18 protein-coding genes are annotated in these 20,336 nt (G+C 55.5%); 15 read left to right on the top strand and 3 right to left on the bottom strand.

All coding sequences use genetic code 11. The features are described 5' to 3' along the window. The first annotated feature begins 110 nt into the window (after positions 1-110). The 5 genes from HMPREF9451_RS00895 to HMPREF9451_RS00920 all read left to right on the top strand — a co-directional run bounded on the left by HMPREF9451_RS00895 (position 111) and on the right by HMPREF9451_RS00920 (position 7,020). Positions 111-668 (top strand): hypothetical protein, encoded by a 558-nt coding sequence (locus HMPREF9451_RS00895; protein WP_009138413.1) that lies wholly within the window; start codon positions 111-113, stop codon positions 666-668. Positions 669-727: 59 nt separating this feature from the next. Beyond that, a complete protein-coding gene (locus HMPREF9451_RS00900) occupies positions 728-1,528 on the top strand; it encodes a creatininase (protein WP_009138414.1) in 801 nt (266 codons plus the stop codon). A gap of 165 nt (positions 1,529-1,693) precedes the next feature. Next, on the top strand, positions 1,694-2,998 hold the full coding sequence (locus HMPREF9451_RS00905) for an MFS transporter (RefSeq protein ID WP_040625902.1): 1,305 nt from the start codon (positions 1,694-1,696) through the stop codon (positions 2,996-2,998). Positions 2,999-3,341: 343 nt separating this feature from the next. After that, positions 3,342-5,897, top strand: a complete 2,556-nt coding sequence (locus tag HMPREF9451_RS00915; RefSeq protein WP_009138416.1) for a ribonucleoside-diphosphate reductase subunit alpha — start codon at positions 3,342-3,344, stop codon at positions 5,895-5,897. Between the two features lie 64 nt (positions 5,898-5,961). After that, positions 5,962-7,020 carry a ribonucleotide-diphosphate reductase subunit beta gene (locus tag HMPREF9451_RS00920; protein WP_009138417.1) on the top strand — a complete coding sequence of 353 codons (1,059 nt, stop codon included), beginning with the start codon at positions 5,962-5,964 and terminating at the stop codon, positions 7,018-7,020. Between the two features lie 80 nt (positions 7,021-7,100). Here HMPREF9451_RS00920 and HMPREF9451_RS00925 read toward each other — a convergent pair whose 3' ends face one another. The 3 genes from HMPREF9451_RS00925 to HMPREF9451_RS00935 all read right to left on the bottom strand — a co-directional run bounded on the left by HMPREF9451_RS00925 (position 7,101) and on the right by HMPREF9451_RS00935 (position 9,770). Then, the gene (locus HMPREF9451_RS00925) at positions 7,101-7,757 is read right to left on the bottom strand and encodes an ATP-binding cassette domain-containing protein (protein ID WP_009138418.1); all 657 of its coding nucleotides are present in this window, start codon (positions 7,755-7,757) and stop codon (positions 7,101-7,103) included. A gap of 89 nt (positions 7,758-7,846) precedes the next feature. Next, a complete protein-coding gene (locus tag HMPREF9451_RS00930; protein WP_009138419.1) occupies positions 7,847-8,623 on the bottom strand; it encodes an ABC transporter permease in 777 nt (258 codons plus the stop codon). 118 nt (positions 8,624-8,741) lie between these two features. Next, a complete protein-coding gene (locus tag HMPREF9451_RS00935) occupies positions 8,742-9,770 on the bottom strand; it encodes an ABC transporter substrate-binding protein (protein WP_009138420.1) in 1,029 nt (342 codons plus the stop codon). 246 nt (positions 9,771-10,016) lie between these two features. On the opposite strand from HMPREF9451_RS00935, the gene HMPREF9451_RS00940 reads away from it, so the two are divergent. The 10 genes from HMPREF9451_RS00940 to HMPREF9451_RS00985 all read left to right on the top strand — a co-directional run bounded on the left by HMPREF9451_RS00940 (position 10,017) and on the right by HMPREF9451_RS00985 (position 20,227). After that, a complete protein-coding gene (locus HMPREF9451_RS00940; protein ID WP_009138421.1) occupies positions 10,017-11,279 on the top strand; it encodes a lysylphosphatidylglycerol synthase transmembrane domain-containing protein in 1,263 nt (420 codons plus the stop codon). Positions 11,280-11,495: 216 nt separating this feature from the next. After that, on the top strand, positions 11,496-12,182 hold the full coding sequence (locus HMPREF9451_RS00945; protein WP_009138422.1) for a hypothetical protein: 687 nt from the start codon (positions 11,496-11,498) through the stop codon (positions 12,180-12,182). A 22-nt stretch (positions 12,183-12,204) separates the two neighbouring features. Beyond that, entirely contained in the window at positions 12,205-13,407 is a 1,203-nt protein-coding gene (locus HMPREF9451_RS00950) for a hypothetical protein (RefSeq protein ID WP_009138423.1), read from the top strand. Between the two features lie 203 nt (positions 13,408-13,610). Continuing rightward, entirely contained in the window at positions 13,611-14,552 is a 942-nt protein-coding gene (locus tag HMPREF9451_RS00955; RefSeq protein ID WP_009138424.1) for a hypothetical protein, read from the top strand. Beyond that, positions 14,552-16,408 (top strand): serine/threonine protein kinase, encoded by a 1,857-nt coding sequence (locus HMPREF9451_RS00960; protein WP_009138425.1) that lies wholly within the window; start codon positions 14,552-14,554, stop codon positions 16,406-16,408. The genes HMPREF9451_RS00955 and HMPREF9451_RS00960 overlap by 1 nt, the downstream gene beginning before the upstream one ends. Further along, entirely contained in the window at positions 16,395-17,360 is a 966-nt protein-coding gene (locus tag HMPREF9451_RS00965) for an FHA domain-containing protein (protein ID WP_009138426.1), read from the top strand. Before HMPREF9451_RS00960 ends, HMPREF9451_RS00965 begins: the two co-directional genes overlap by 14 nt. A gap of 154 nt (positions 17,361-17,514) precedes the next feature. Further along, positions 17,515-18,057 (top strand): crossover junction endodeoxyribonuclease RuvC, encoded by a 543-nt coding sequence (gene ruvC / locus HMPREF9451_RS00970; RefSeq protein ID WP_009138427.1) that lies wholly within the window; start codon positions 17,515-17,517, stop codon positions 18,055-18,057. After that, on the top strand, positions 18,054-18,647 hold the full coding sequence (ruvA, locus tag HMPREF9451_RS00975; RefSeq protein WP_009138428.1) for a Holliday junction branch migration protein RuvA: 594 nt from the start codon (positions 18,054-18,056) through the stop codon (positions 18,645-18,647). Before ruvC ends, ruvA begins: the two co-directional genes overlap by 4 nt. A 96-nt stretch (positions 18,648-18,743) precedes the next feature. Further along, positions 18,744-19,802, top strand: a complete 1,059-nt coding sequence (gene ruvB, locus HMPREF9451_RS00980; RefSeq protein WP_009138429.1) for a Holliday junction branch migration DNA helicase RuvB — start codon at positions 18,744-18,746, stop codon at positions 19,800-19,802. Continuing rightward, entirely contained in the window at positions 19,802-20,227 is a 426-nt protein-coding gene (locus tag HMPREF9451_RS00985; protein WP_009138430.1) for a hypothetical protein, read from the top strand. Before ruvB ends, HMPREF9451_RS00985 begins: the two co-directional genes overlap by 1 nt. Positions 20,228-20,336 lie beyond the last annotated feature (109 nt).

The raw sequence follows: 20,336 nt of genomic DNA on the forward strand, positions 1-20,336 counted from the left end.
GCGAAAGCCGCCGAAGAACGCATCTGCAGCGTATTGAAGTTATTCGGGCGTCCCGAGCTGTGTGCGCATGCTTGGCGAAGGACGCCTCTGAAGAGAAAAGAGGTGCGTCAATGAAGATTACGAAAAATCTCACGCACGTCGTTAGCTCCGTCGATTTTCAGGCGGCCCTTAACGAGAAAGAACTCGCAAACGTACTCGGGGAAAAAGGCATGCAGGGCTTTCCTGCCGAGCTCGATATCGCCGAGCGTACCGAAGAGCATGTTCAGATTGTCGCTTTGGAGGATCTTCTGGGATTCGCCAAGGCGTCGGGCGTCAATGCGGTGACGTACGACGTCACGTATTTCCCCCATGCGGACGATGCCGAGATCGATTACCAGGTTTCGCAGCTTGCACGCGACTTGGAGATCAGCTCCGAGGTCATTCGCAGCCTGTGCGCTGAAGAAATCGACGAATATCTTGCTCTCGACAAAGAGCGCGACGCTGAACGCCCTGTTCACAGCATTGTCGAAGCATATATCGGCGGTACGGCGTTTGCATGGTACGGCATCAACGAGTACCCGCGTCTTAAGCGCGTCATCCTTCGCAAACTTATTGCAGGCGGGGCAGAGGCGGAGCATGCCTTTGTCATGCGCGCCAGCAAGCTTCAGATGGACTACATCGACTACTAAAACGTTCTTGCGTGCGGCGAACTCTGGTTTGCCGCACTACTTGATTGAAGGAGGTTTCCATGAAAAAGACGGTATACATGGAGGAAATGGATGCATTTACCTATCGCGACAAACTGAAGAAAGACGCTGTCGTTTTCGTTCCCGTTGGCGCTCTCGAGCAGCATGGCTCGCATATGGCAATGTGCGTCGACGCCGCTTTGACCAAGGCCATGGCTGGCGCTACGGCTGAGGCGCTTGTTGAAGAAGGGGTGCTCGAGGGCATCGTTTCTGCCCCTATCAATTACGGTTATCGCTCCCAGCAGCGTTCTGGTGGCGGCTTCCATCTTTCTGGCACCACGAGCTTGAGCGGCCAGACGCTTATCATGCTTGCGCGCGACATTGTCTACAACATCATCGTTCACGGCGCTCGCAAGATTGTCTTCATGAACGGGCACTATGAGAACTACCAGTTCATTTTCGAAGGCGCGGAGCTTGCCTTGGAGAAGGCTCGCGCCAATGGCATCGACGATGTGAAGATTCAGCTTCTTTCTTACTGGGACTTCGTTGACGATCAGACGATTGCGGAGCTGTATCCCGACGGCTTTACCGGCTGGGACCTCGAGCATGCGGGCGTTATGGAGACGTCTCTCATGCTGCTGTTCTATCCCGACCTTGTTGATATGGACGCTATTGACGGCGAGCTTTACACCGGGCTTCCGGCGGAGCTTCCGAATTACGACGTGCTGCCCATCATTGCCGATTACACGCCGCCTTCGGGCTGTCTGTCTCACCCGGGCGCCTCTTCGCGCGAGAAGGGCGTCATCTTGCGCGACGTTGCCGTGAAGAACATGGTCGAGGCCATCAAGAAAGAATTCGTCTAAGCGGCTTCAAGCCGCCTCGAAGGCGGCCTGCCCGGCGTGAGGGCGGCCGCCTTTCATTTCTCGAAAGGGGTTGTTGCCGATGCTGCGTGTCGTCTCGTTCTCCGTATCGAAAGAGATGGCCCGTTTCTCGGGCGATTACCACGAGATTCTATGAAGGGACCTGTTATGAGTGCAGAAGTCGCAGAGGTAAAAGTGCCTTTTAAAGTGGCGTTGTCGTCATTCCTCGGGAATTTCCTCGAATGGTTCGATTATGCCACCTATACCTATTTCGCCATTACGATTGGTGTCGTATTCTTTCCTGAATCGGCAGTCGATTCCACGTTGATGGCATTCGCCGTATTTGCGCTTTCGTTCATATTCCGCCCGCTTGGCGCAGCGTTTTGGGGAAGCATGGGCGATAAGAAAGGCCGCAAATGGTCGCTTTCGACGTCGATTCTTTTGATGACGGCTGCGGCATTCTTGATCGGCTGCCTTCCGTCGTTCGAGACGATAGGATTGCTTTCGCCGATTCTGCTGCTTGCGTTGCGAAGCATTCAGGGATTTTCCGCTGCGGGCGAGTATTCGGGCGCAGCGGTCTTTTTGGCCGAATACGCCCCGCCGAAGCATCGTGGCAAGTACTGCTCCCTCGTTCCTGCGTCGACGGCCATGGGCTTGTTCGCCGGATCGACGGCGGCTTTGTTGATCAAGGCGTTCATTCCCGAGGCGGATGTGGTTGAGTGGGGATGGCGCATTCCGTTCTTGTTGGCCGGCCCTCTCGGCATCGCATTCCATTTCTACATCAAGCTGAAGCTCGACGATTCTCCCGCGTATCAGCAGATGGAATCGGGCGACTCTGCTCATAAAGAAGTCGAGCATCCCACTCGTCTGGTGTTCAAGAAATACAGCAAGCGCCTGCTTTCCAGCATTGCTGCCACGATGGTCAACTCCGTTGGTTTCTACTTGGTTTTGACGTATTTGCCGACGTATCTGACCAGCTATGCGGGTATGGATGCGGCTTCTGCGCAGCTTGCTACTGACGTTGCCTTACTAGCCTATGTGATCATCGTGTTCGGTGCGGGAAAGGTGTCCGATATCGTGGGACGCAGAAAGATGCTCATTGGTGCATGCATAGCATTTGTGGCTTTGAGCATTCCCGGATTCATGATGCTGAATACGGCGAGCTTGCCGATCGTTATCGTCGCCGAGCTCATACTGTGCGTGACGCTTTCCATCAACGACTCCAATATCGCATGCTACCAGGCTGAATTGTTCCCGACCGAGGTTCGTTATACGGGCGCTGCTTTGGGGTCGAATATCGCATATGTCATCTTCGGAGGAACGGCTTCCATGGTGGCGACCGCTTTGATTGACTTCACGGGCAACGGAATGGCTCCTGCGTACTACATGATGGGAATTTGCATCGTGGCGGGTATCATCCTTCTGTTCACGGCGCGCGATCACAACAATATTCCGATGGATGAAATCGACTAGGGTTTCGTACCCTTCGAAAAACGCGGCGTGTTTGTTGCGGTCTTGCGTCTCCTCACGCAAGCCTCTTTCCCTGTCAATACGTTGCTGTTGCGTATAAGGCGCGGTCTTCGGGCTGCGCCTTTGCGTGCTTTCGGCATCGTGCGCGGGTGTTTTTGCCCGCTCGGCCGCTGCGTTCGATTTGCGGTTTTTCCGTCGACGGGTGCGTGTTTGCCGACGCATGCCGACGAAACGCCGTCGCCCGTGTTTAAATGCTATTGAAAAAGTAGCAATAAACGAATCCGCACGAGAGGCTCCTGCGTGCCTGCCGGTTTGCCGCGCGCCTTGTGCCGGAAGGGGAACAGCTATGGATATCGTCAAACGAAGCGGGGCGACGGAGGCCTACGACGGCTCGAAGATCGTCGCAGCCATAGCGGGCGCGTTTTCCGACGTCAACCGCGAAGCATCCGAGGAAACGCTTGCCGCTTTGTTGCGTGCGGCGGAGGAATCGATCGCGGCGACGGACGCCCGCACGGTGGAGGCCATCCAGGACATCGTGGAGCGCAGCCTTATGGAGCAGGGCTATTTCGACGAGGCGAAGGCCTACATCCTGTATCGCCACCGCCGGGCAGAATTGCGAACCGTCCGTGCCGATATCGTCGCCACCGCCGTGGCTTCGTGCGATATCCTCTCGTGCGGCCGCGAGCCGTCCGACGCCTCCTTCCTCGACGCCTGTCTCGCGTGCATTCAGGAAGATTTCCCGGACGAGCCGTATGCACTCTCGGCGCTTTCCGCCAAATTCAAGAGCTTTATCAAAGCCGACATGTCCATTGACGAGCGCCTTGAATCCTTGACGCGTGCCGCGGTTGAGCTTACTACGCAAGAAGCTCCGAAATGGGAATTTATCGCCGCACGTATCCTGCTGTTTTCTTTCCGACGCACGCTCGCGCTCAATTGCGCTTCTCGTGGAATTGAAACGTTTTACGACAAGATTCTTTGGCTCACCGACCAAGACCTCTACGGCGCGTATATCTTGCAGCATTATACGCGCGCCGAAATCGAGGAGGCGGAAGGGTTCTTGAGGCCCGAGCGCGACGAGCTGTTCACCTACTCTGGTCTCGACCTGCTTCTGAAGCGTTACGTGATCACGACGCGACAGCATGTGGCGATAGAAAGCCCGCAAGAGATGTTTCTGGGAATTGCCCTCCATCTCGCCATGGAGGAGAAAAACGATCGCATGGGCTGGGTGCGAAAGTTCTACGACATGCTTTCCAAACTCGAAGTCACCATGGCAACTCCCACTATGTCTAACGCTCGCAAACCCCATCATCAGCTTTCCAGTTGTTTCATCGATACCGTACCTGACAGCCTTGATGGCATCTATCGCAGCATCGACAATTTTGCCCAGGTGAGCAAATTCGGTGGCGGCATGGGCATGTATCTCGGCAAGGTGCGCGCAACGGGCGGCATGATTCGCGGCTTCGAAGGAGCGGCGGGCGGCGTCATTCGGTGGATTCGCATTATCAACGACACGGCGGTCGCGGTCGATCAGCTTGGCATGCGTGCCGGTGCGGCGGCGGTCTATCTCGATGCGTGGCATAAGGACCTTCCCGAATTCTTGCAGCTTCGTACCAACAACGGCGACGATCGCATGAAGGCTCATGACGTGTTTCCCGCCGTCTGCTACCCAGATCTTTTCTGGCGTCTTGCCGGCGAAGATATGGGGCAGGAGTGGCATCTCATGTGCCCGCATGACATCTTGACCGTCAAAGGATATGCTCTAGAAGACTATTTCGGCGACGAATGGGAGAAGCGTTACTTCGACTGCGTGGCCGACCCGCGCATTCCTAAGCGCACGATGGTCATTCGAGATATCGTGCGTCTCGTTCTGAAGAGCGCCGTGGAGACGGGCACGCCGTTCACGTTCAATCGCGATATCGTTAACAGGGCGAACCCGAATCCTCATGAGGGCATTATCTATTGCAGCAATCTGTGCACCGAAATCGCGCAGAATATGGCACCTGTTGAAAGCGTGTCGGTGGAGACGAAGACCAAGGACGGAGATACCGTGGTGGTGACCACCACGCGTCCGGGTGATTTCGTCGTGTGCAACCTTGCGAGCCTTTCGCTCGGACGTCTTCCGGTGGAAAGCGAAGAGGCTATGCGCGACGTGGTGAGCACGGCGGTGCGCGCGCTCGATAACGTCATCGACTTGAATTTCTATGCGCTCGAATATGCGCGCATCACGAACAAGCGTTATCGCTCCATCGGCCTGGGCGTTTCGGGGTATCACCACATGCTTGCCAAACGCGGCATTCGCTGGGAGTCCGACGAGCACCTTGCGTTCGCCGACGAAGTGTTCGAGCGCATTAACCGCTGCGCCGTGGATGCTTCGGCTCGCCTTGCGGAAGAAAAGGGGTCCTACGAGGTCTTCGAGGGGAGCGATTGGCAGACGGGGGCGTATTTCGACAAGCGCGACTACGACGGCTCCGCATGGGGTCTCGTGCGCGAGAGGGCTGCACGCGGCATGCGCAATGCGTATCTGATGGCGGTGGCGCCTACGTCTTCTACCAGCATTCTTGCCGGCACCACGCCGGGGGTTGACCCGATCATGCGCAGATTCTTCCTGGAGGAGAAGAAAGGCGGCATGCTGCCGCGCGTTGCGCCCGAGCTGTCCATGGAAACGTATTGGTTCTATAAGCCCGCGCACTACATCGACCAGACGTGGAGCGTGCGCGCTTCGGGTGTTCGCCAGCGCCATGTCGATCAGGCGCAGTCGATGAACCTCTACATCACAAACGACTACACCATGCGCCAGGTTTTCAACCTGTACCATGAAGCGTGGAAGGCGGGCGTGAAGACGGTGTATTACGTACGAAGCAAGTCCCTCGAAGTAGAAGAATGCGAAAGCTGCGCCTCCTAGGTTGCGGCGGCCTAAGAGATTTAATATTGCCCCGCGCCCTTCTTGAGGAGAAAGGAAATTGCCCATGACTATAGAGCAGAACGAATCGTTGACGAAGAAGCCCCTGTTCAATCCCCAGGGCGACCTCGACGTGCGCGACCGTCGCATGATCGGCGGCAACACCACCAATCTCAACGACTTCAACAATATGAAATACCTCTGGGTTTCTGATTGGTATCGTCAGGCCATGAACAACTTCTGGATTCCCGAGGAAATCAACCTGGGTCAGGATGTGAAAGACTATCCGCATCTTGACGCGGCCGAACGTGCGGCTTACGACAAGATACTCTCGTTTTTGGTGTTTCTTGACTCCATCCAGTCGGCGAACCTGCCGGCTATCGGCGAATACATCACGGCGAACGAGGTGAATCTCTGCCTGAATATTCAGACGTTCCAGGAATGCGTGCATTCGCAGAGCTATAGCTACATGCTCGACACCATCTGTTCGCCAGAGCAGCGCAACGAAATTCTGTACCAGTGGCGCACCGATGAAAGGTTGCTTGCGCGCAATACGTTCATCGGCGACCTGTATAACGAATTCCAACGCGATAAGCACCCGTTCACGCTGCTCAAGGTCATGATGGCGAATTTCATTCTGGAGGGCGTGTACTTCTATTCCGGGTTCATGTTCTTCTACAACCTTGCGCGCAACGGCAAAATGCCCGGTTCTGCCCAGGAAATCCGCTACATCAACCGCGATGAGAATACGCATTTGTGGCTGTTCCGCAACATCATTCTGGAATTGCAGAAGGAAGAGCCGGGGCTGTTCACGGATGAAAACGTGGCAGAATTGCGTGCCATGCTCGAAGAGGGCGTACGCCAGGAGATTGCCTGGGGCCACTACGTCATAGGCGATGATGTTTCCGGCCTCACGCGCGAAATGATTACCGACTACATTCGCTACCTGGGCAACCAGCGTTGGATGAGCCTTGGTTTCGAGCCGCTTTTTGCGGACAACGTCGAAGAGCCCGAGAACATGCGCTGGGTGTCGCAGTATTCCAACGCGAATATGGTGAAGACCGACTTCTTCGAGGCGAAGTCCACAGCCTATGCCAAATCAACCGCATTGGTGGACGACCTGTAGGACTTAAGAGGTACCAGTTTTGGGCATGCGCCAGCAGTGAGCGAAGGCGTTGGCGAGCAAGGGTTATTTGCCTGCCGACGCTATTTGCCGATATCTTCGATTCTGGTAAGCGAGGGAGAGCTGAAATAACGCAGCTCTCCCTCGCGGTGCGTAGCCCAGAATACGGTCTTGCCGGCAAGGAGCGGCACGATTGCGGTCATGACGCGCTGCTCGGTCTTTTCGTCGAGTCCTTTGAGCGGTTCGTCGAAGAAAAACACGTCTGCATCGGCGAGCACGGCGCGCGCCAGGGCGACGCGGCGTTTCATGCCGCCTGAAAGCTCATGGATGGGGCGGGTTAGGGTTTCATCCATGCCCATGGCGCGAAGTAAGTTTTCGCAGCGTTGAAGGAAGCGCTGTTTGTCTTGTCCCTTTAATCCGGTGTGAGGCATGCGGATGTTGACGGCAACGCTGAGATTCTCGCACAGGCGGTCTTCCTGGAACACGGCGCTTCGCTTCAGGCCGCTCATGCCCTCGATATGGCCAGCATCGGGCTTCTCGATCCCTGCTAGTAAGCGCATAAGCGTGGTTTTCCCGCTGCCCGACGCACCCATGAGCGCATGGACGCGTCCGTGTTCGAAAGAGATATGCACGTCGTCGAATACGTTCAGCGCTCCGAAATTCTTGCACACGTGAGAAAGAGTCACAAAGCGGGGTCTGTCGGGCTCTTTTTCCTTGAGACAAGGATTGTGTTCGTTCACGATGGCTCCTTTGCTTCGGGCCTGAAAGCCCGTGGTCAAGCGTTGTTCGGGCGGCGGGTCTTCGGGCTGGCGTCCGAATGCCTCGGCGACTAGAGCGCCCGTTCTATCTTGTCTATGACGGCTGCAACGAGTTTAGAGAAAAGCGTTTCCCCCAAAATGCTGATGCAGATGATCACGAGCGTCCATGCGAATAGGTCGGATGTCGCCAGATAGACTTTGGCTTCGTAGAGGTGTTCGCCTATCGACATGGCGGGGAGGCCGATTACCTCAGCGGCTATGCCCGCTTTCCAGCACATTCCCAGAGAAAGCGAGCAGGCAGCTTGGAAATAGGGCAGGACTTGGGAAGCGTAGATGAAGCGAAGGCGGTTGAAGGGGCCGATGTCGAATACGTCTGCCATTTCGAGCAGGTTGCGGTCGGTCTGCTCGATGCCTTCGAGCATTGTGGTGTAGACGATGGGAAACGCCATGAGAAATGAGATTGCGACCGACAAATGCTCTGATGACACCCAAATCAAAATCAGAATGACGAAGGATGCCACGGGAACTGATTTGATCGCGGCCACAAGGGGCGCAAGCAGGTGGCGCATGAAGGGGAGGCGAGCCGAGGCGGCGGCCAAGACGATGCCCGCCGCAAGAGCCGAGGCGAATCCTGTTGCTATGCGGGAAAGGGACAGTCCTACCGAAATCCAGAATTCTACGTTGCCTGCCAGTTCAATCAGGCGCCTTCCCGCGTCGAAGGGGGACACGAGAAGGATGTCGTGTCCGATCGCGATGCTTGCCATATGCCATACGAGCAGCCAGAATATCAGGGGCCAGAATCGTTGCGCCCATGTTTTCAGGCGTCGATCGAGCTTTGTTGCGCTCATGTCCCTCCTATTTGATTCGCCTGATGCTTCGCGATAATACTAACCCCGATGCCGGTGTTTCGACGTGCGGCAAAGCCGCTTTTACTCGTTGAGAAAGCGGCTTTGGGTCCGAGCGCCGTTAGGATGCGTAATAGAAATCGTCACCCGGCAAGGTTCCTCCGACGGATTTGGGATTCTGCTCGAAGAGCACCTCAAGGTAGCCGGAAAGGGCGTTTTTCATTTCGTCACCTTCCATGCAGACGATGTTGCACGCGGGAATGGCTTTTTGAGCCACAGCGGCGGGAACGATATCGTAGGTGTCGATCAGCTCGGCTGCAGCCTCGATGTCCTCGTTGACAAATGCGACGGATTCACGGTAGTGCTTCATGAATGCTTCGACGGCTTCGGGGTGCTCGTCAACAAAATCAGCGCGTGCGACCACGACGCCGGTAATGAGCGAACTTGCGTCGGCATCGCTTTGGAGAGCGTTCCATTCTTCCGTTAGATCGAGGGCTGTACGGATTGAATCGTCTTTCATCTGAGCGGTTGTTACAAAAGGCTGAGGCAAAAGGGCGATTGCTTGAGAATCTTTCGTCATGGCGGCTACGCATTCGGCGTGTTCGCTCTTCCATTCTATCGTCACGTCGCGACCAGGGGTAAGCCCGTTTCCTTCCAGGATGTAATTAAGGGCGTATTCGGGGGTCGATCCTTTGCCGCTGGCATAGATAGTCTTTCCCGCCAAGTCAGCGACGCTCTGAATTGATCCGTTGCTATCGCATATATACAGTACGCCGAGAGTGTTGACGGCAAGTACGCGCACGGCTCCGTCGGTGTTGTTGTAGAGAACGGAGGCCAGGTTTGCGGGAACGCAGGCAATGTCTAGCGATCCTTGCGCGATTTGGGGCGTCAACTCATCGGGGGAAGCTGCAATCTGGAAAGAATAGTCGTTGTCGGAGACGGTGCCGGCTTCGGCTTCGTCCATGAACTTGACCAGGCCCATGGCGGTGGGTCCCTTCAAAGCCGCGGCGCGAACATCCATAGGCTGCTGCGAAGAGACCTGTTGTTCTTCTGGTTCGTTGTTCGGCTCCTGACTGTGCGTCGAACATCCGCCCAAAGCGACGAGGACGCAGAAGAGCGCCGCGGCGCAGGCAAGCGTGATTTTTCTCATGAGACGGCTCCTTTCGGGGTGCGTATATGAGGAGGTGATTCGTGCAAGAGAATTAAATGCGAAGAATATCATGCTTGCTGTTAGCGATTGTTGCCCCTCTGTAACATATGCCGCATCGGTGCCGATAGCATGCCGTATGGGCAACGCTTGGGCTTCGACGGGAGGTTTTGCAAGGGCGGGGGAGTATAATCCAGGCGTTATCGGGCGGCACAGGCCGCATCATCCTGACGAAGAAAGCTGAGCCTTTTGAAACCAAGCATTCAGAAACTCCTCGTCGGCTTCGTTATCGTTATCGTGCTGGCATTCATTCTTTTACGTGGCGACCAGCTTGTCGAACTGGTGGAGACCATGAAGAAAGGGGCGGTCATCCCCTTGGTTTTGGCCGTGCTGACGCAGCTTGGAAAGTACTATGCGCAAAGCTGGGCGTATCATTTCACGTTCGCGTCGGTCAACGAGAAGATGGGTCCAAAGGAAACGCTTCCGCTGGTGTTCGGCACGTTTTTCATGAATACCATTGCGCCGTCGTTGAACATGGCGGGCGCGACGCTTGTGGTCGACGATGCTCGGCGCCGCGGCATTCCCGGAGGCAAGGCGACATCAGCTGCGTTGTTGATGCAGATGACCATCGAATCGGGCTTCATGACCATCATGGTCGTCGGCTTCATTATCTTGCAGGTTACGGGCAATTTGAGTCCTGCATGGTTTTTGACCGGGCTTGTGGTGGTGGTCATGGTCGGCTTCATGGGCGGCATTATGTTCATCGGCCGCAAAAGCCCCAAGATGCTCGTGGGCCTGCTGCATCCGGTGGAGCGTCTGGTAAACCGTATTCTGAAGAAGTTCAACAAGAATCCGCTCGATCCTTGGGCGGAGAAAGCGGTTGCATCGTTTGGCGACGCGGCGGGCACCATTGCGGCCAATCCGAAAACAGCGGCGAAGGCCTTCGGCTGCTCCATTGCCGCAAGCACGTGCGAACTTGCGGCGTTTTGCCTGGTGGGCGTTGCGTTCAATATCACGAATCCCGAAGCGCTGATATGCGGCTACGTTATTGCTACGCTGCTTGCCATGATCTCTCCTGTGCCTCAGGGCGTCGGGTTCGTGGAGGCGGGCGTCATGGTGCTGTTCAGCGCGTACGACATCAATTCGGCGGCGGGCATGGCGAGCGTGCTGGTGTATAGAGGCCTAGTGTTCTGGATGCCGTTCTTGATCGGCGCTGTGCTCATTCAGCGCACGAAGACGTTTAAGCGCGACGGCGGCAAGAAGGGTAAGCCCGCAAAGAAAGCCGTCCTTCCGGCCGCTTTGAATGACAATGCGGTCGTTGGCGAAGAGCCTGACGAGGTGGCTTTCGTTGCCGAAGCCAGTGAAGGTTTTGCGCAGAACCAAGGCGATGCGTGCGCGGCCGACGTCGATGAATTCGACGGAAAGAAGGATGCCAAAGGCTTTCCGGACGCAAAGGGGAGCGCTTCTTCCAAGGAAGGCGTTCCTGACGGTGGTACCGAAGTTGCTTCCTAAAGAGGCTCGTTCGGTGCATGCTGCAGCGAATTGCGAACGTATTATTGCATGTCAAAGGCGGTTTTTCGAGGAAGGAAGCCGCTTTTTTTGTTTCGGGAATGATTGAAACATCTTAGCATGAGAGGACTCTCGGAGAATACCTCGAATTGTTGCTCAACAAAAGCAAGAAAATCGTTTGTATGATTCTTTCATCGACGTTAAGAAGGGAGCATATAAATGGGGTTTTCTGTCAAAGCCAAGGCAACGACATTGTTTTGCGCGTTGTTTTTGTTGGGCGTCCTGTCCATGCTTTTGGTCGGCTGCGCTGACAAGAAAAGCGAAGCTGGCGACTTGATGGCCGAAGGGTCGTATCAAGAGGCTCTCGAAATATATGCGAGCCTTGAACAAGATGAAGAAGTGGCAAAAGCCATGAGCGAATGTCGTTACTTTCTTTTTCTCGATTACCTGAAGCAGGAGGGAGGGGCTACGTATAGCGCTCCCGATAAAAGCTATACGGTTGCGGTTGGAAAATCTGGCGAGAGCGGATTGCAGTGCACGTACAGTCTCGCGACGGAAGATAGCATATACGCAAGCATGGGGCAAACGCTTGTTGTAGCCATTACATACGGGAAGAGCGACGCGACGCTCAACGCGTCTGCGCAGATGAACATACTCAATGGCAAGACGCAGGAGAAAGCGACGGGAAAGCTGAATCTTCTTGAGTATGTGGAGGGCGACGAAATCGAATGGGACTCGGTATCGAGCGAAACCATCGATATACATGGCAACCCAAACACGACGGACCCTACTTTATTGGCGAGCAACGCCGAGATGATTAAGAGGACCGTATGCGGCCTGGAAAGTGTTGCGAAGAAGAGCGGCACGGAAGTGACGATGGCCGATCTTGGGTTTGCGAATCTTTAGCGAGTAGAAGAGGGGGTACATTATGGGGGATCCCAACGAGCGAGAAGCGACTCCTTGCGAGGATTCGTTTGACGAATGTCCTGATTGCACCGATGCGGTTCAGCTGAATGAAGGAGAGGGTTCTGAAACCAATTCAACGGAGCTGTCTCTCGAGAATTCTATTGACAACAAGGATGATGCGGGGGAGAGCAAACGGTCCAATTCTTCTACAAGCGATGAAGCGATTGAAAAAAAGATTCCCCGCAAATTCATCGGAATAGCTGCTGCGACCGTTGTGCTTGCTGTTGCTGGCATCGTGGCCATTACGGTTGCTGTTCCGTCAATGAAATATGCCGATGCGAAGCAGCTCATGAAAGAGGGAGACTATTCCAAGGCCATTGAACTTTTCGGGGAATCGAAAAAAGACGATTTCGAGAAATACATCGCATACTGCAATGGGATGATTCAGCTGCAATCGAACGAATACCTCACCCAAAAAGATGCGGTGGAGTCGTTTGAGAAATCATCTGGCATAGAGGATTCTGATCAAAGAATGAAAGAGGCGTATTACCGTCTTGGAACGAATCGCCTTGAAGCGGCCGACGTCAGTGCGGCGTCGGATTACTTCTCCAAGGCTGACGGTTACGAGGATTCTGCCGCAAAGAAAGAGTACTGCAATAATGCGGAGCAATTGATGAAGGCGGAGAAAGAGTACGATGACGGCAATCTCGGCAGTGCTCAGAAAGCTTTCGGTAATCTTCCTTCCGATTTTGAATATGAAGGTATTTCGGTCGCCTCGCGTCTTGAGGCCTTGTCCAACAATCAATCGCTGGTTGATTTGTGCGGAACATGGAAATCATCCTCGAGTTCTGCCACGACCAAGCAGATTTGGGTAGCTGGCGATGGAAGGTATGAATATTGGGACTGGGATGATTTTGGCGCGCAATCGATGCACGTGAAGTGCACCATCAATGATGACGGAACTCTAACCGTTTTCGGCGATGCCTCGTATAGCTATCCTGTCAATTTCTCCTCGATTTCTGCTGCGTTGCGCACCAGCTCTGATTCTATTGATTTTTCTCAGACAGGGTCGTCCGTCCCTGAGGTTCTCTACGATGACGGGGAGTCAAAGCTTACGTTTGATGGCTCCGCGTTCCATTTGTCATACTATAAGTATGCAGACAATGAGAGCATTTACTTTGCATACGAATACTCGAGTGAGTTCGTGTTCGACAGCAAGATTTGATTGTCTTCTGGGGGATATTCGTCGAAAAAAGCCGCTAGATGCGGCTTTTTTCGACGAATTCATTAGTCAATTCTTTCAATTTCCTGAGTATTGCGGATGCATTTGTTGCGCAACAAATTAGGGGAAGCCTGGATATAATGGAGAAGCAACTCTTTTCAAGGGTGTTTTTTCGCGTTCTTTATCTTAGAAAGGAGCAGGTCGTCGTGCGTTTTTTCCATCAAAAAGGCCTGCTTGCCCGCCGTTCGTACCGAGCCTCTCTTCCGCCAACGCTTATGGGTCTCGCAACTTTTTCGCTCGTGCTCGTGCTTTTCGGGGGCGTAGTGTATGCCGCTGCCGTTCCTGCCCTCATCGTTCAAAACCCCGTTATTCAGTCGGTGGTCGAATCCGTGACGGCTTCGCGTGATGAAAGCGCGGATGCGGCGGATTCCTCATCGCAATCTTCCGGGTCAAAATCTTTCTCTTCGGGTCCTGTTGCATCATCGAACTCGGGGGGCGTATCGTTTCCCGGCGTCTCGCCCTTGGCTGCTTCTTCAGACAATCCTGATATATCGTCAGATTCTTCGAACGAAGAAGAATCCTCTTCCACTGAAGAGCCTCAGGACAATTCAGAATCGGGGGATGGTGGCTCCCAGAATCCCGTTCCACCCTCTGACGGGGGATCGGATGGCGGAAATTCTCAGCCGCCTGTACAGCCTGGTCCCGACGCCGATGAGGACGCGTCGTTTCGGGATGTGCTTGTTGGGTATTACAACAATTTAGCTCCCCATGCCCAAACGGTGTCGAATCTTTATGCGCAGTTCAACAGCAACTGTCTTTCTACTGATTCCGACCTTCGCATGAGCTGCTTCTCCGAAGTCAATACGGAGTTCAACGCTTTGATGGCCTTGGGCATCGAGGTTCAGAACCTTGCTGTTCCCAACGGGTCGGCTTATGCGCAGAAATACGAAGGCATCAACACGCTGTATTCCGATCTTACTTCGGCAACGGCCGTCTTAAGGCGCGCTTGGATCATCAATGTAAGCATGGAGAACCCTTCTGAACATCAGGCGGACTTCATGGCTCCAATTCTTGAAAACACCGGCCCAGACGGCAAAATCATTCCCTTGTCCGATTTTGAACAGCGTTATCCAGGAGCACGGCCGTGATGTATGAGCTTCCCGACGAATCTCCCTATTACGACATAGCATCCTACGATTCTTGCAAAGAAGCGGCGGAACGAAACGCTCATGTACGTTTCGTTCGCCTCGAACGCTTCGAAGCCTCTTTCGTGCTTGCCGAATCGGAGCGAGACGCTTATGTCCGCCGTTTTACGACGCTTCTTTTGGACGAATCAAGCGTACGCTACGGCGGCCTTGGATGCGTAGTGCGTGCGAAGAGCGCATGCGGGGAGGTTCTTGCCGTCAAGCGGCTTTTGTCGCAGACGGAAAGCTCCCAGGAAACGCCCTGTGCTTTGTCCGAAGAACAGCGCCAGGCCGCTTTTCGAAGGGAGTACGAACTCCATCGTACGGTGCATTCCTTGAAGGGATTTCCCCGTTTGTACGGATGGGGCTATATCGAAGGGGCTCCCGCCATCGTGATGGAATGGATAGAAGGGGAGCCGTTGGCGCACGTGCGTCGTCGCTTTGCCGTGGATGATGCGGGGCGAATGTCCCCTTTGACCGTGGCGAGAATCGGCCGCGATATGTTCGATGTGCTTGCGAGGCTCGATTTTGTCGAAGGGGGATTGGCTCATCGCGATGTTTCTCCTTCCAACATTATAGTGCGTACGTCTTGTTTGGACGTTTCCGACCAGATTGACGAAGGCGTCTTCGATCTCTGTCTGCTGGATTTTGGGTCTGCGGCAGCGGGGGACGACGCGGATGTGGTTGCCGGCTCGAACACGACGGTTGATTATGCCGCCCCTGAACTGCTCGATGGCTCGAAAAGTGCGAAAGTGCGTCGTTCGCCCGCCGTCGATGTCTATGCTGCGGCAAGCGTTCTCTACGAGCTGCTCTATGCGTGTCTGCCTTTTGAGTGTTTCGAAGACGAATTGAGTATCGGCGAGGTGAAGCGAACCAGAAGGCCCGTATTCGGGGCGTCGGCGCATCGTGTTGCGGAGGACGTTTCGGTGGTTCTCGCTCGCGAGCCCGAGATAGCCGTTGCTGTCGGGATGGAATCTTCGCAGATGTCCGTTCGTCCCCATGCGGAGGACGTACGTACGGCGCTTTCTTCGATCGATGCGCAATTGGAGGCCGTCATCGAAGCGTGCCTGTCGGTCGATCCAAAAGACCGGCCTTGCCCAGCGGCTGCGCGCGATGCATGTGGCGCATTTGCGTTTCGTTACGCAGGAAACATCAGACACGCTTTGCGCGGTGAGCCGCTCGATTCTTGTGTTTCGGGCGGGCCTGCAAGTGGTTTCGCGGGATCTCCGCTTCGCATTCGCAACCTGCTTCGTTCTGTAGGAAAGGCGGCTTCGGCGGCGGTGTGGTCGGTTTCGGTCGTGGCCACGGGCCTGCTTGTTCACGGCGTAGATGCTTCATGGGCGCTGGGGCCCTGTTCGTGGTCCGGCTCGTTGAACGGGTGTGCGGTGTCTGCCGCGCTTGCCGTTCCTGCGCTGGCTGGGTTTGCGATTCGCGGAAAGCGGTCGCACACGCTGCGCGGGTTTCTGTCCGGAAGCGTCGCCCTGCTATCGATGGCGTGCTTGGTCTTCTTGCTTGGGTCGATGCTCGAGCTTCCTTCGGATGAGGTCTTTCGCGGTCTTGCTGCGGCGCTTTTCGCCGTTGTGGCGGCGGGATGGTGTCCGCTGGTGCTAGATTATGCGTTGGCCGTGCTTCCTTTTCGGCCCCGCAAGGCGCTTCCGGCGAGCCGTGGGGAGGCATCCGTCCACGCGCTTGATGAGGCGTCGGGCGACGACGATGCGCTCTCGCTACAAGGCGGTGTTTTGGCGGATAATAAGGCTGCAACGGGTCTTTTGCCCGAAAAGAGTGATTGCGGAAAGGAGGTGCGCGATGGTGACGAATGATAAAACGCCTTGCGCCGTGCTGTTTGAAACCTTGAAAAAACATGGTGGCATCAGCAATAAGGAGCTTGCTTCCCTCGTTCTTTCAGGGAGGCCCCTTTCCGACGGGCGCAGTCCCGTGAGTCGTGTAGGCGATCGCACATGGGTCTCGCGCTTCATCGTGCATGCTCCTATAGGCTCTTTGCAGGAGCGTTATTTCTGCGACTTCGGGGTAAGCGCGCTACGTATTGTGGCCCGTTTGAAATCTCGCGAAGGGCGTGCGCTTTCGAGTGAGGATGTGTTTGATTTGGTGGCCGGAGAGCCAGGTCGTTCGATGCAGGACGTGCTCGTTGCTTGCCACCAGGATGTGACGGTCTATCGAAACATGCTCGACCGTCTTTCCGAGAAAAGCGGATACACCGTTGATGAACGGTCGGAAATCGCCATGGTTTTGTTCGTGTCGGCAGGTTGTTCGGGAAATGTTCGCAAGGCGATCGAATGCACGCTGGATTTCTCTCAGTCCGCCTACGGTCGTCGTCCTGTGACTTCGCCCATGGCCTCGTCTGATTCCGCAGCTGACTCTTCGCAGGTTCCCGCTCTCTCCCTCGGGCTCCTTCGCGTTGTAGACGGCTATGTCGTGGGGGCTCCATATTGGCTTGATTCGTCTGTGGGCGCAGTGGAGATAGGAGCGCTTGCTAGCGAAGAGCATTCCATAAGCAGTGTAGGTTCCGATGTTTCTGCTCTCCATATGCGCATATGGAGAGACGAAGAGGGCTTCTGGTTCGCCGAAGGACTTGGGTCAAGCAATGGAACGGTGCTGGTGAACGGAGCAAGCGGCGAGTCCGTGGTCGTGGAGCCTCCGCATGCGGAGCGGGAGGGCTTCGTGTCGAAGCCCGTTGCTGTTCGTCCTGGGGATGAACTTATTTTGGCTAAAAGTACGAAGTTTCTTGTCATAGAAGGCGTTCCCGAGCCGTAAACGCTATGTTTCGGGCCGCTTGATTGTGCATTCTGGTTGAAGATGCCGGGCAGCATCCAATGCGGAACCCGTAATAGTGTAATATCGAACAGACGTTTGGTATTTATATTTGAAACGCCGCGCAGCCGGCGTTTTTTAGCATTGCGGGAAGTCGATGCAGCTTTTCCCGCTAGGACGGGAAGGATGCACGGTGCGCGCTGATGCTCGGGTAATACTCGGAATCGATCCCGGCCTTGCTCATACGGGGTGGGGCGTGATCGAGCAACGCGGTTCTCGCCTCTCCTGTCTTGCATATGGCTGCATAACCACCACGCCTCGTACAGAGCTTTCCCAGCGTCTTGCCAAGATCTGCGAGCAGATTGACGCGGTTTCTCAGCGTTTCGAGCCTTCGTGCGTAGGCATCGAAACGGTGTGGTTCGGCCAGAATGTCACCGCAGCGTTCGATACTGGGCAGGCGCGAGGCGCGGCCTTGGTGGCATGCGCCCAACACGGGCTTTCTGTGGGCGAGTTCACGCCGCGGCAGATAAAGCTTGCCGTGGTGGGCGAGGGCACAGCGGAAAAGGAACAGGTACAGTATATGGTTCGTCAGATCCTCGGGCTAGAGGACCTCCCTCGTCCCGACCATGCGGCCGACGCGCTTGCGGCGGCCATCTGCTACGTCACGCACGGTCCTGTATGCAAGGAGGAAAAGCTGTGATTGCGTTTTTGAAGGGAACAATGGCGGGCCGCACGTCGAGTCACGCGTTCATCAACGTGAACGGCGTCGGATTTTCCGTAGGCATGCCGGCAACGGATTTGTCGCGCCTTCCCGATCGGGGCTCCGAGGTCATGGTGTATACGCACCTGTCTGTACGCGAAGATGCTATGGCGTTGTACGGGTTCTTGTCGCAAGAGGCGCATGCGCTTTTTCTGCGTCTGATTGGCGTATCAGGCGTCGGGCCGAAGGTGGCGCTTGCCGCGCTTTCCACGTTTAAGCCCGAGGAGCTTGTTTCCGCCATTCAATCTCAGGACGTAAAGGCCGTATCGAACATTCCCGGCGTCGGGAAGAAAACGGCGCAGCGTCTCATCCTGGAGCTTAAGGGCACATTGGCCGAAGAAGCGGAAGGCAATCTGTTCAGCGCGCAGGTCGCGGAGGCTTCCGCGCGTTTGCAGGACGCTCGAGACGCCTTGCTTTCAATGGGCTTCTCTTCGGCAGAGGCCGACCTTGCCTTGAAAGATGCTCCCGAATCGGCCGACACGGAAGGGGCGCTTTTGCAGTATGCTCTTAAAAGGCTGGGTTCTGTCTAGGCGGCCGTTTGGTAAGCTTTTTTCGCTGCGACCTTCCGGAGTTTGCCGGTTTAAGGCGCGGCAAGGGCATACGCCGATTCGATTGCAAAGGAAAGTATGAGTAACGGCATCGAAATAGAAGGAATGGTGTTCGACGCAGGGGCGCAAACTGCGCGTACTGCCACAGATCGCATGGTTGCCCCCGAATTGATCGAGGACGACCTTGCCCTCGATCGTTCCCTGAGGCCGAAGCGCCTGGACGATTATCTTGGTCAGACGCGCGTGAAAGAGAGCCTGTCTATTCTCATCCAGGCTGCAAGGCAACGCGGCGAATGCATGGACCATGTTTTGTTCAGCGGCCCTCCGGGGCTGGGCAAGACCACGCTTGCGACGGTGGTTGCCAACGAACTTGGGGCCAATATCCGCACAACAAGCGGGCCCGCCATCGCTCGTCCGGGAGACCTTGCCGCCATTCTCACCAATCTCGAAGAAGGCGATGTTTTATTCATCGATGAAATCCACCGCCTGAACCGTCAGGTCGAAGAAGTTCTCTATCCCGCGCTGGAAGATTACGTGCTCGATATCGTGGTCGGGAAAGGCCCGGCGGCGCGCAGCATTCGTTTGGACCTCCCTAAATTCACGCTGGTGGGCGCCACCACGCGTACGGGCTTGCTGACAGGGCCTTTGCGCGATCGCTTCGGCATTGTGTTTCGCCTTGATTACTACACCCCCGAAGAGCTCTCCGATATTGTGAAGCGCTCTTCGGGCATTTTGGACGTCAGCATAGATGAAGAGGGCGCCTTGGAAATCGCACGCCGCAGCCGGGGTACGCCGCGTTTGGCGAACAGGCTGCTCAAGCGTGTGCGCGACTGGGCCCAGGTTCGCGGGTCTGGGTCTATCGACGAAGATACAGCAGCTCAGGCGCTGAGCTTTTTCGAGGTCGATTCCCTGGGCCTGGATTCCCTTGACAATAAAATCCTCGAGCTTTTATGCGTTTCGTTCGGCGGGCGTCCGGTCGGGCTTTCCACGCTTTCTTCGGCGCTTGCCGAAGATCCCGATACCGTCGAGGATGTGTACGAACCGTATCTTATTCAGCAGGGCCTGATTATGCGTACGCCTAAGGGCCGCCAGGCAACCGATCGGGCTTTCGAACATATGGGGGTGAATCGTCCGTAATGCTGCAGCAAGACTATCTCATGCGTTTGTTCTTGCAGTTCGCCGAAGGAATACGGCGAAGCATGGACTATGGCAAGCACGACCCCAACGAGGCGTCGGAATCTCTCGAAGATGCGATTTCCCGCGCGCTTGATATGGACGCCGACGTCATACTCGGCCTCGAGGCGGAAAGCTTCGCTTCGATCGTGCATATTTCGGGGACGGATTCTCGCGTGGTCGAGTACGTCGTTCGAAGCCTTGCGCTGGAAGCCTTCTATCTTGAACAGGCGGGGCGTACGGGCAGATCTGATTTGCGGTACGCGCAGGCGTGCGCGTTGGCGAGGGCGTACGGCGTCGAAGAGCCGGAGCGCAACAAAGTTTTTACCGAGGAAGAACTTGCGGGCATGCTTGAGGAAGACGGCGTGGTCGAATCCTCTTCGCGGTAGGAGATCGGCCGCTTCGTCCAAAGTGTTTCCGTGGGTTTTTTCAACAAAGTGGGTAAAAAAGAGGATGATTTTGCTTGCGGCGGTTGTCTGCGGTCAAAAGGTGGTAGGC

The sequence above is a fragment of the Slackia piriformis YIT 12062 genome, from assembly GCF_000296445.1.
Taxonomy (GTDB): domain Bacteria; phylum Actinomycetota; class Coriobacteriia; order Coriobacteriales; family Eggerthellaceae; genus Slackia; species Slackia piriformis.

Excerpts from the sequence above, each read along its gene's own strand:
- HMPREF9451_RS00900 (WP_009138414.1), top strand. The coding sequence starts at position 728 with ATGAAAAAGACGGTATACATGGAGGAAATGGATGCATTTACCTATCGC.
- HMPREF9451_RS00905 (WP_040625902.1), top strand. The coding sequence starts at position 1,694 with ATGAGTGCAGAAGTCGCAGAGGTAAAAGTGCCTTTTAAAGTGGCGTTG.
- HMPREF9451_RS00920 (WP_009138417.1), top strand. The coding sequence starts at position 5,962 with ATGACTATAGAGCAGAACGAATCGTTGACGAAGAAGCCCCTGTTCAAT.
- HMPREF9451_RS00965 (WP_009138426.1), top strand. The coding sequence starts at position 16,395 with ATGGTGACGAATGATAAAACGCCTTGCGCCGTGCTGTTTGAAACCTTG.
- HMPREF9451_RS00935 (WP_009138420.1), bottom strand. The coding sequence starts at position 9,770 with ATGAGAAAAATCACGCTTGCCTGCGCCGCGGCGCTCTTCTGCGTCCTC.
- ruvB (WP_009138429.1), top strand. The coding sequence starts at position 18,744 with ATGAGTAACGGCATCGAAATAGAAGGAATGGTGTTCGACGCAGGGGCG.
- ruvC (WP_009138427.1), top strand. The coding sequence starts at position 17,515 with ATGCAGCTTTTCCCGCTAGGACGGGAAGGATGCACGGTGCGCGCTGAT.
- HMPREF9451_RS00985 (WP_009138430.1), top strand. The coding sequence starts at position 19,802 with ATGCTGCAGCAAGACTATCTCATGCGTTTGTTCTTGCAGTTCGCCGAA.
- HMPREF9451_RS00930 (WP_009138419.1), bottom strand. The coding sequence starts at position 8,623 with ATGAGCGCAACAAAGCTCGATCGACGCCTGAAAACATGGGCGCAACGA.
- HMPREF9451_RS00915 (WP_009138416.1), top strand. The coding sequence starts at position 3,342 with ATGGATATCGTCAAACGAAGCGGGGCGACGGAGGCCTACGACGGCTCG.
- HMPREF9451_RS00960 (WP_009138425.1), top strand. The coding sequence starts at position 14,552 with ATGTATGAGCTTCCCGACGAATCTCCCTATTACGACATAGCATCCTAC.
- HMPREF9451_RS00895 (WP_009138413.1), top strand. The coding sequence starts at position 111 with ATGAAGATTACGAAAAATCTCACGCACGTCGTTAGCTCCGTCGATTTT.
- HMPREF9451_RS00945 (WP_009138422.1), top strand. The coding sequence starts at position 11,496 with ATGGGGTTTTCTGTCAAAGCCAAGGCAACGACATTGTTTTGCGCGTTG.
- HMPREF9451_RS00950 (WP_009138423.1), top strand. The coding sequence starts at position 12,205 with ATGGGGGATCCCAACGAGCGAGAAGCGACTCCTTGCGAGGATTCGTTT.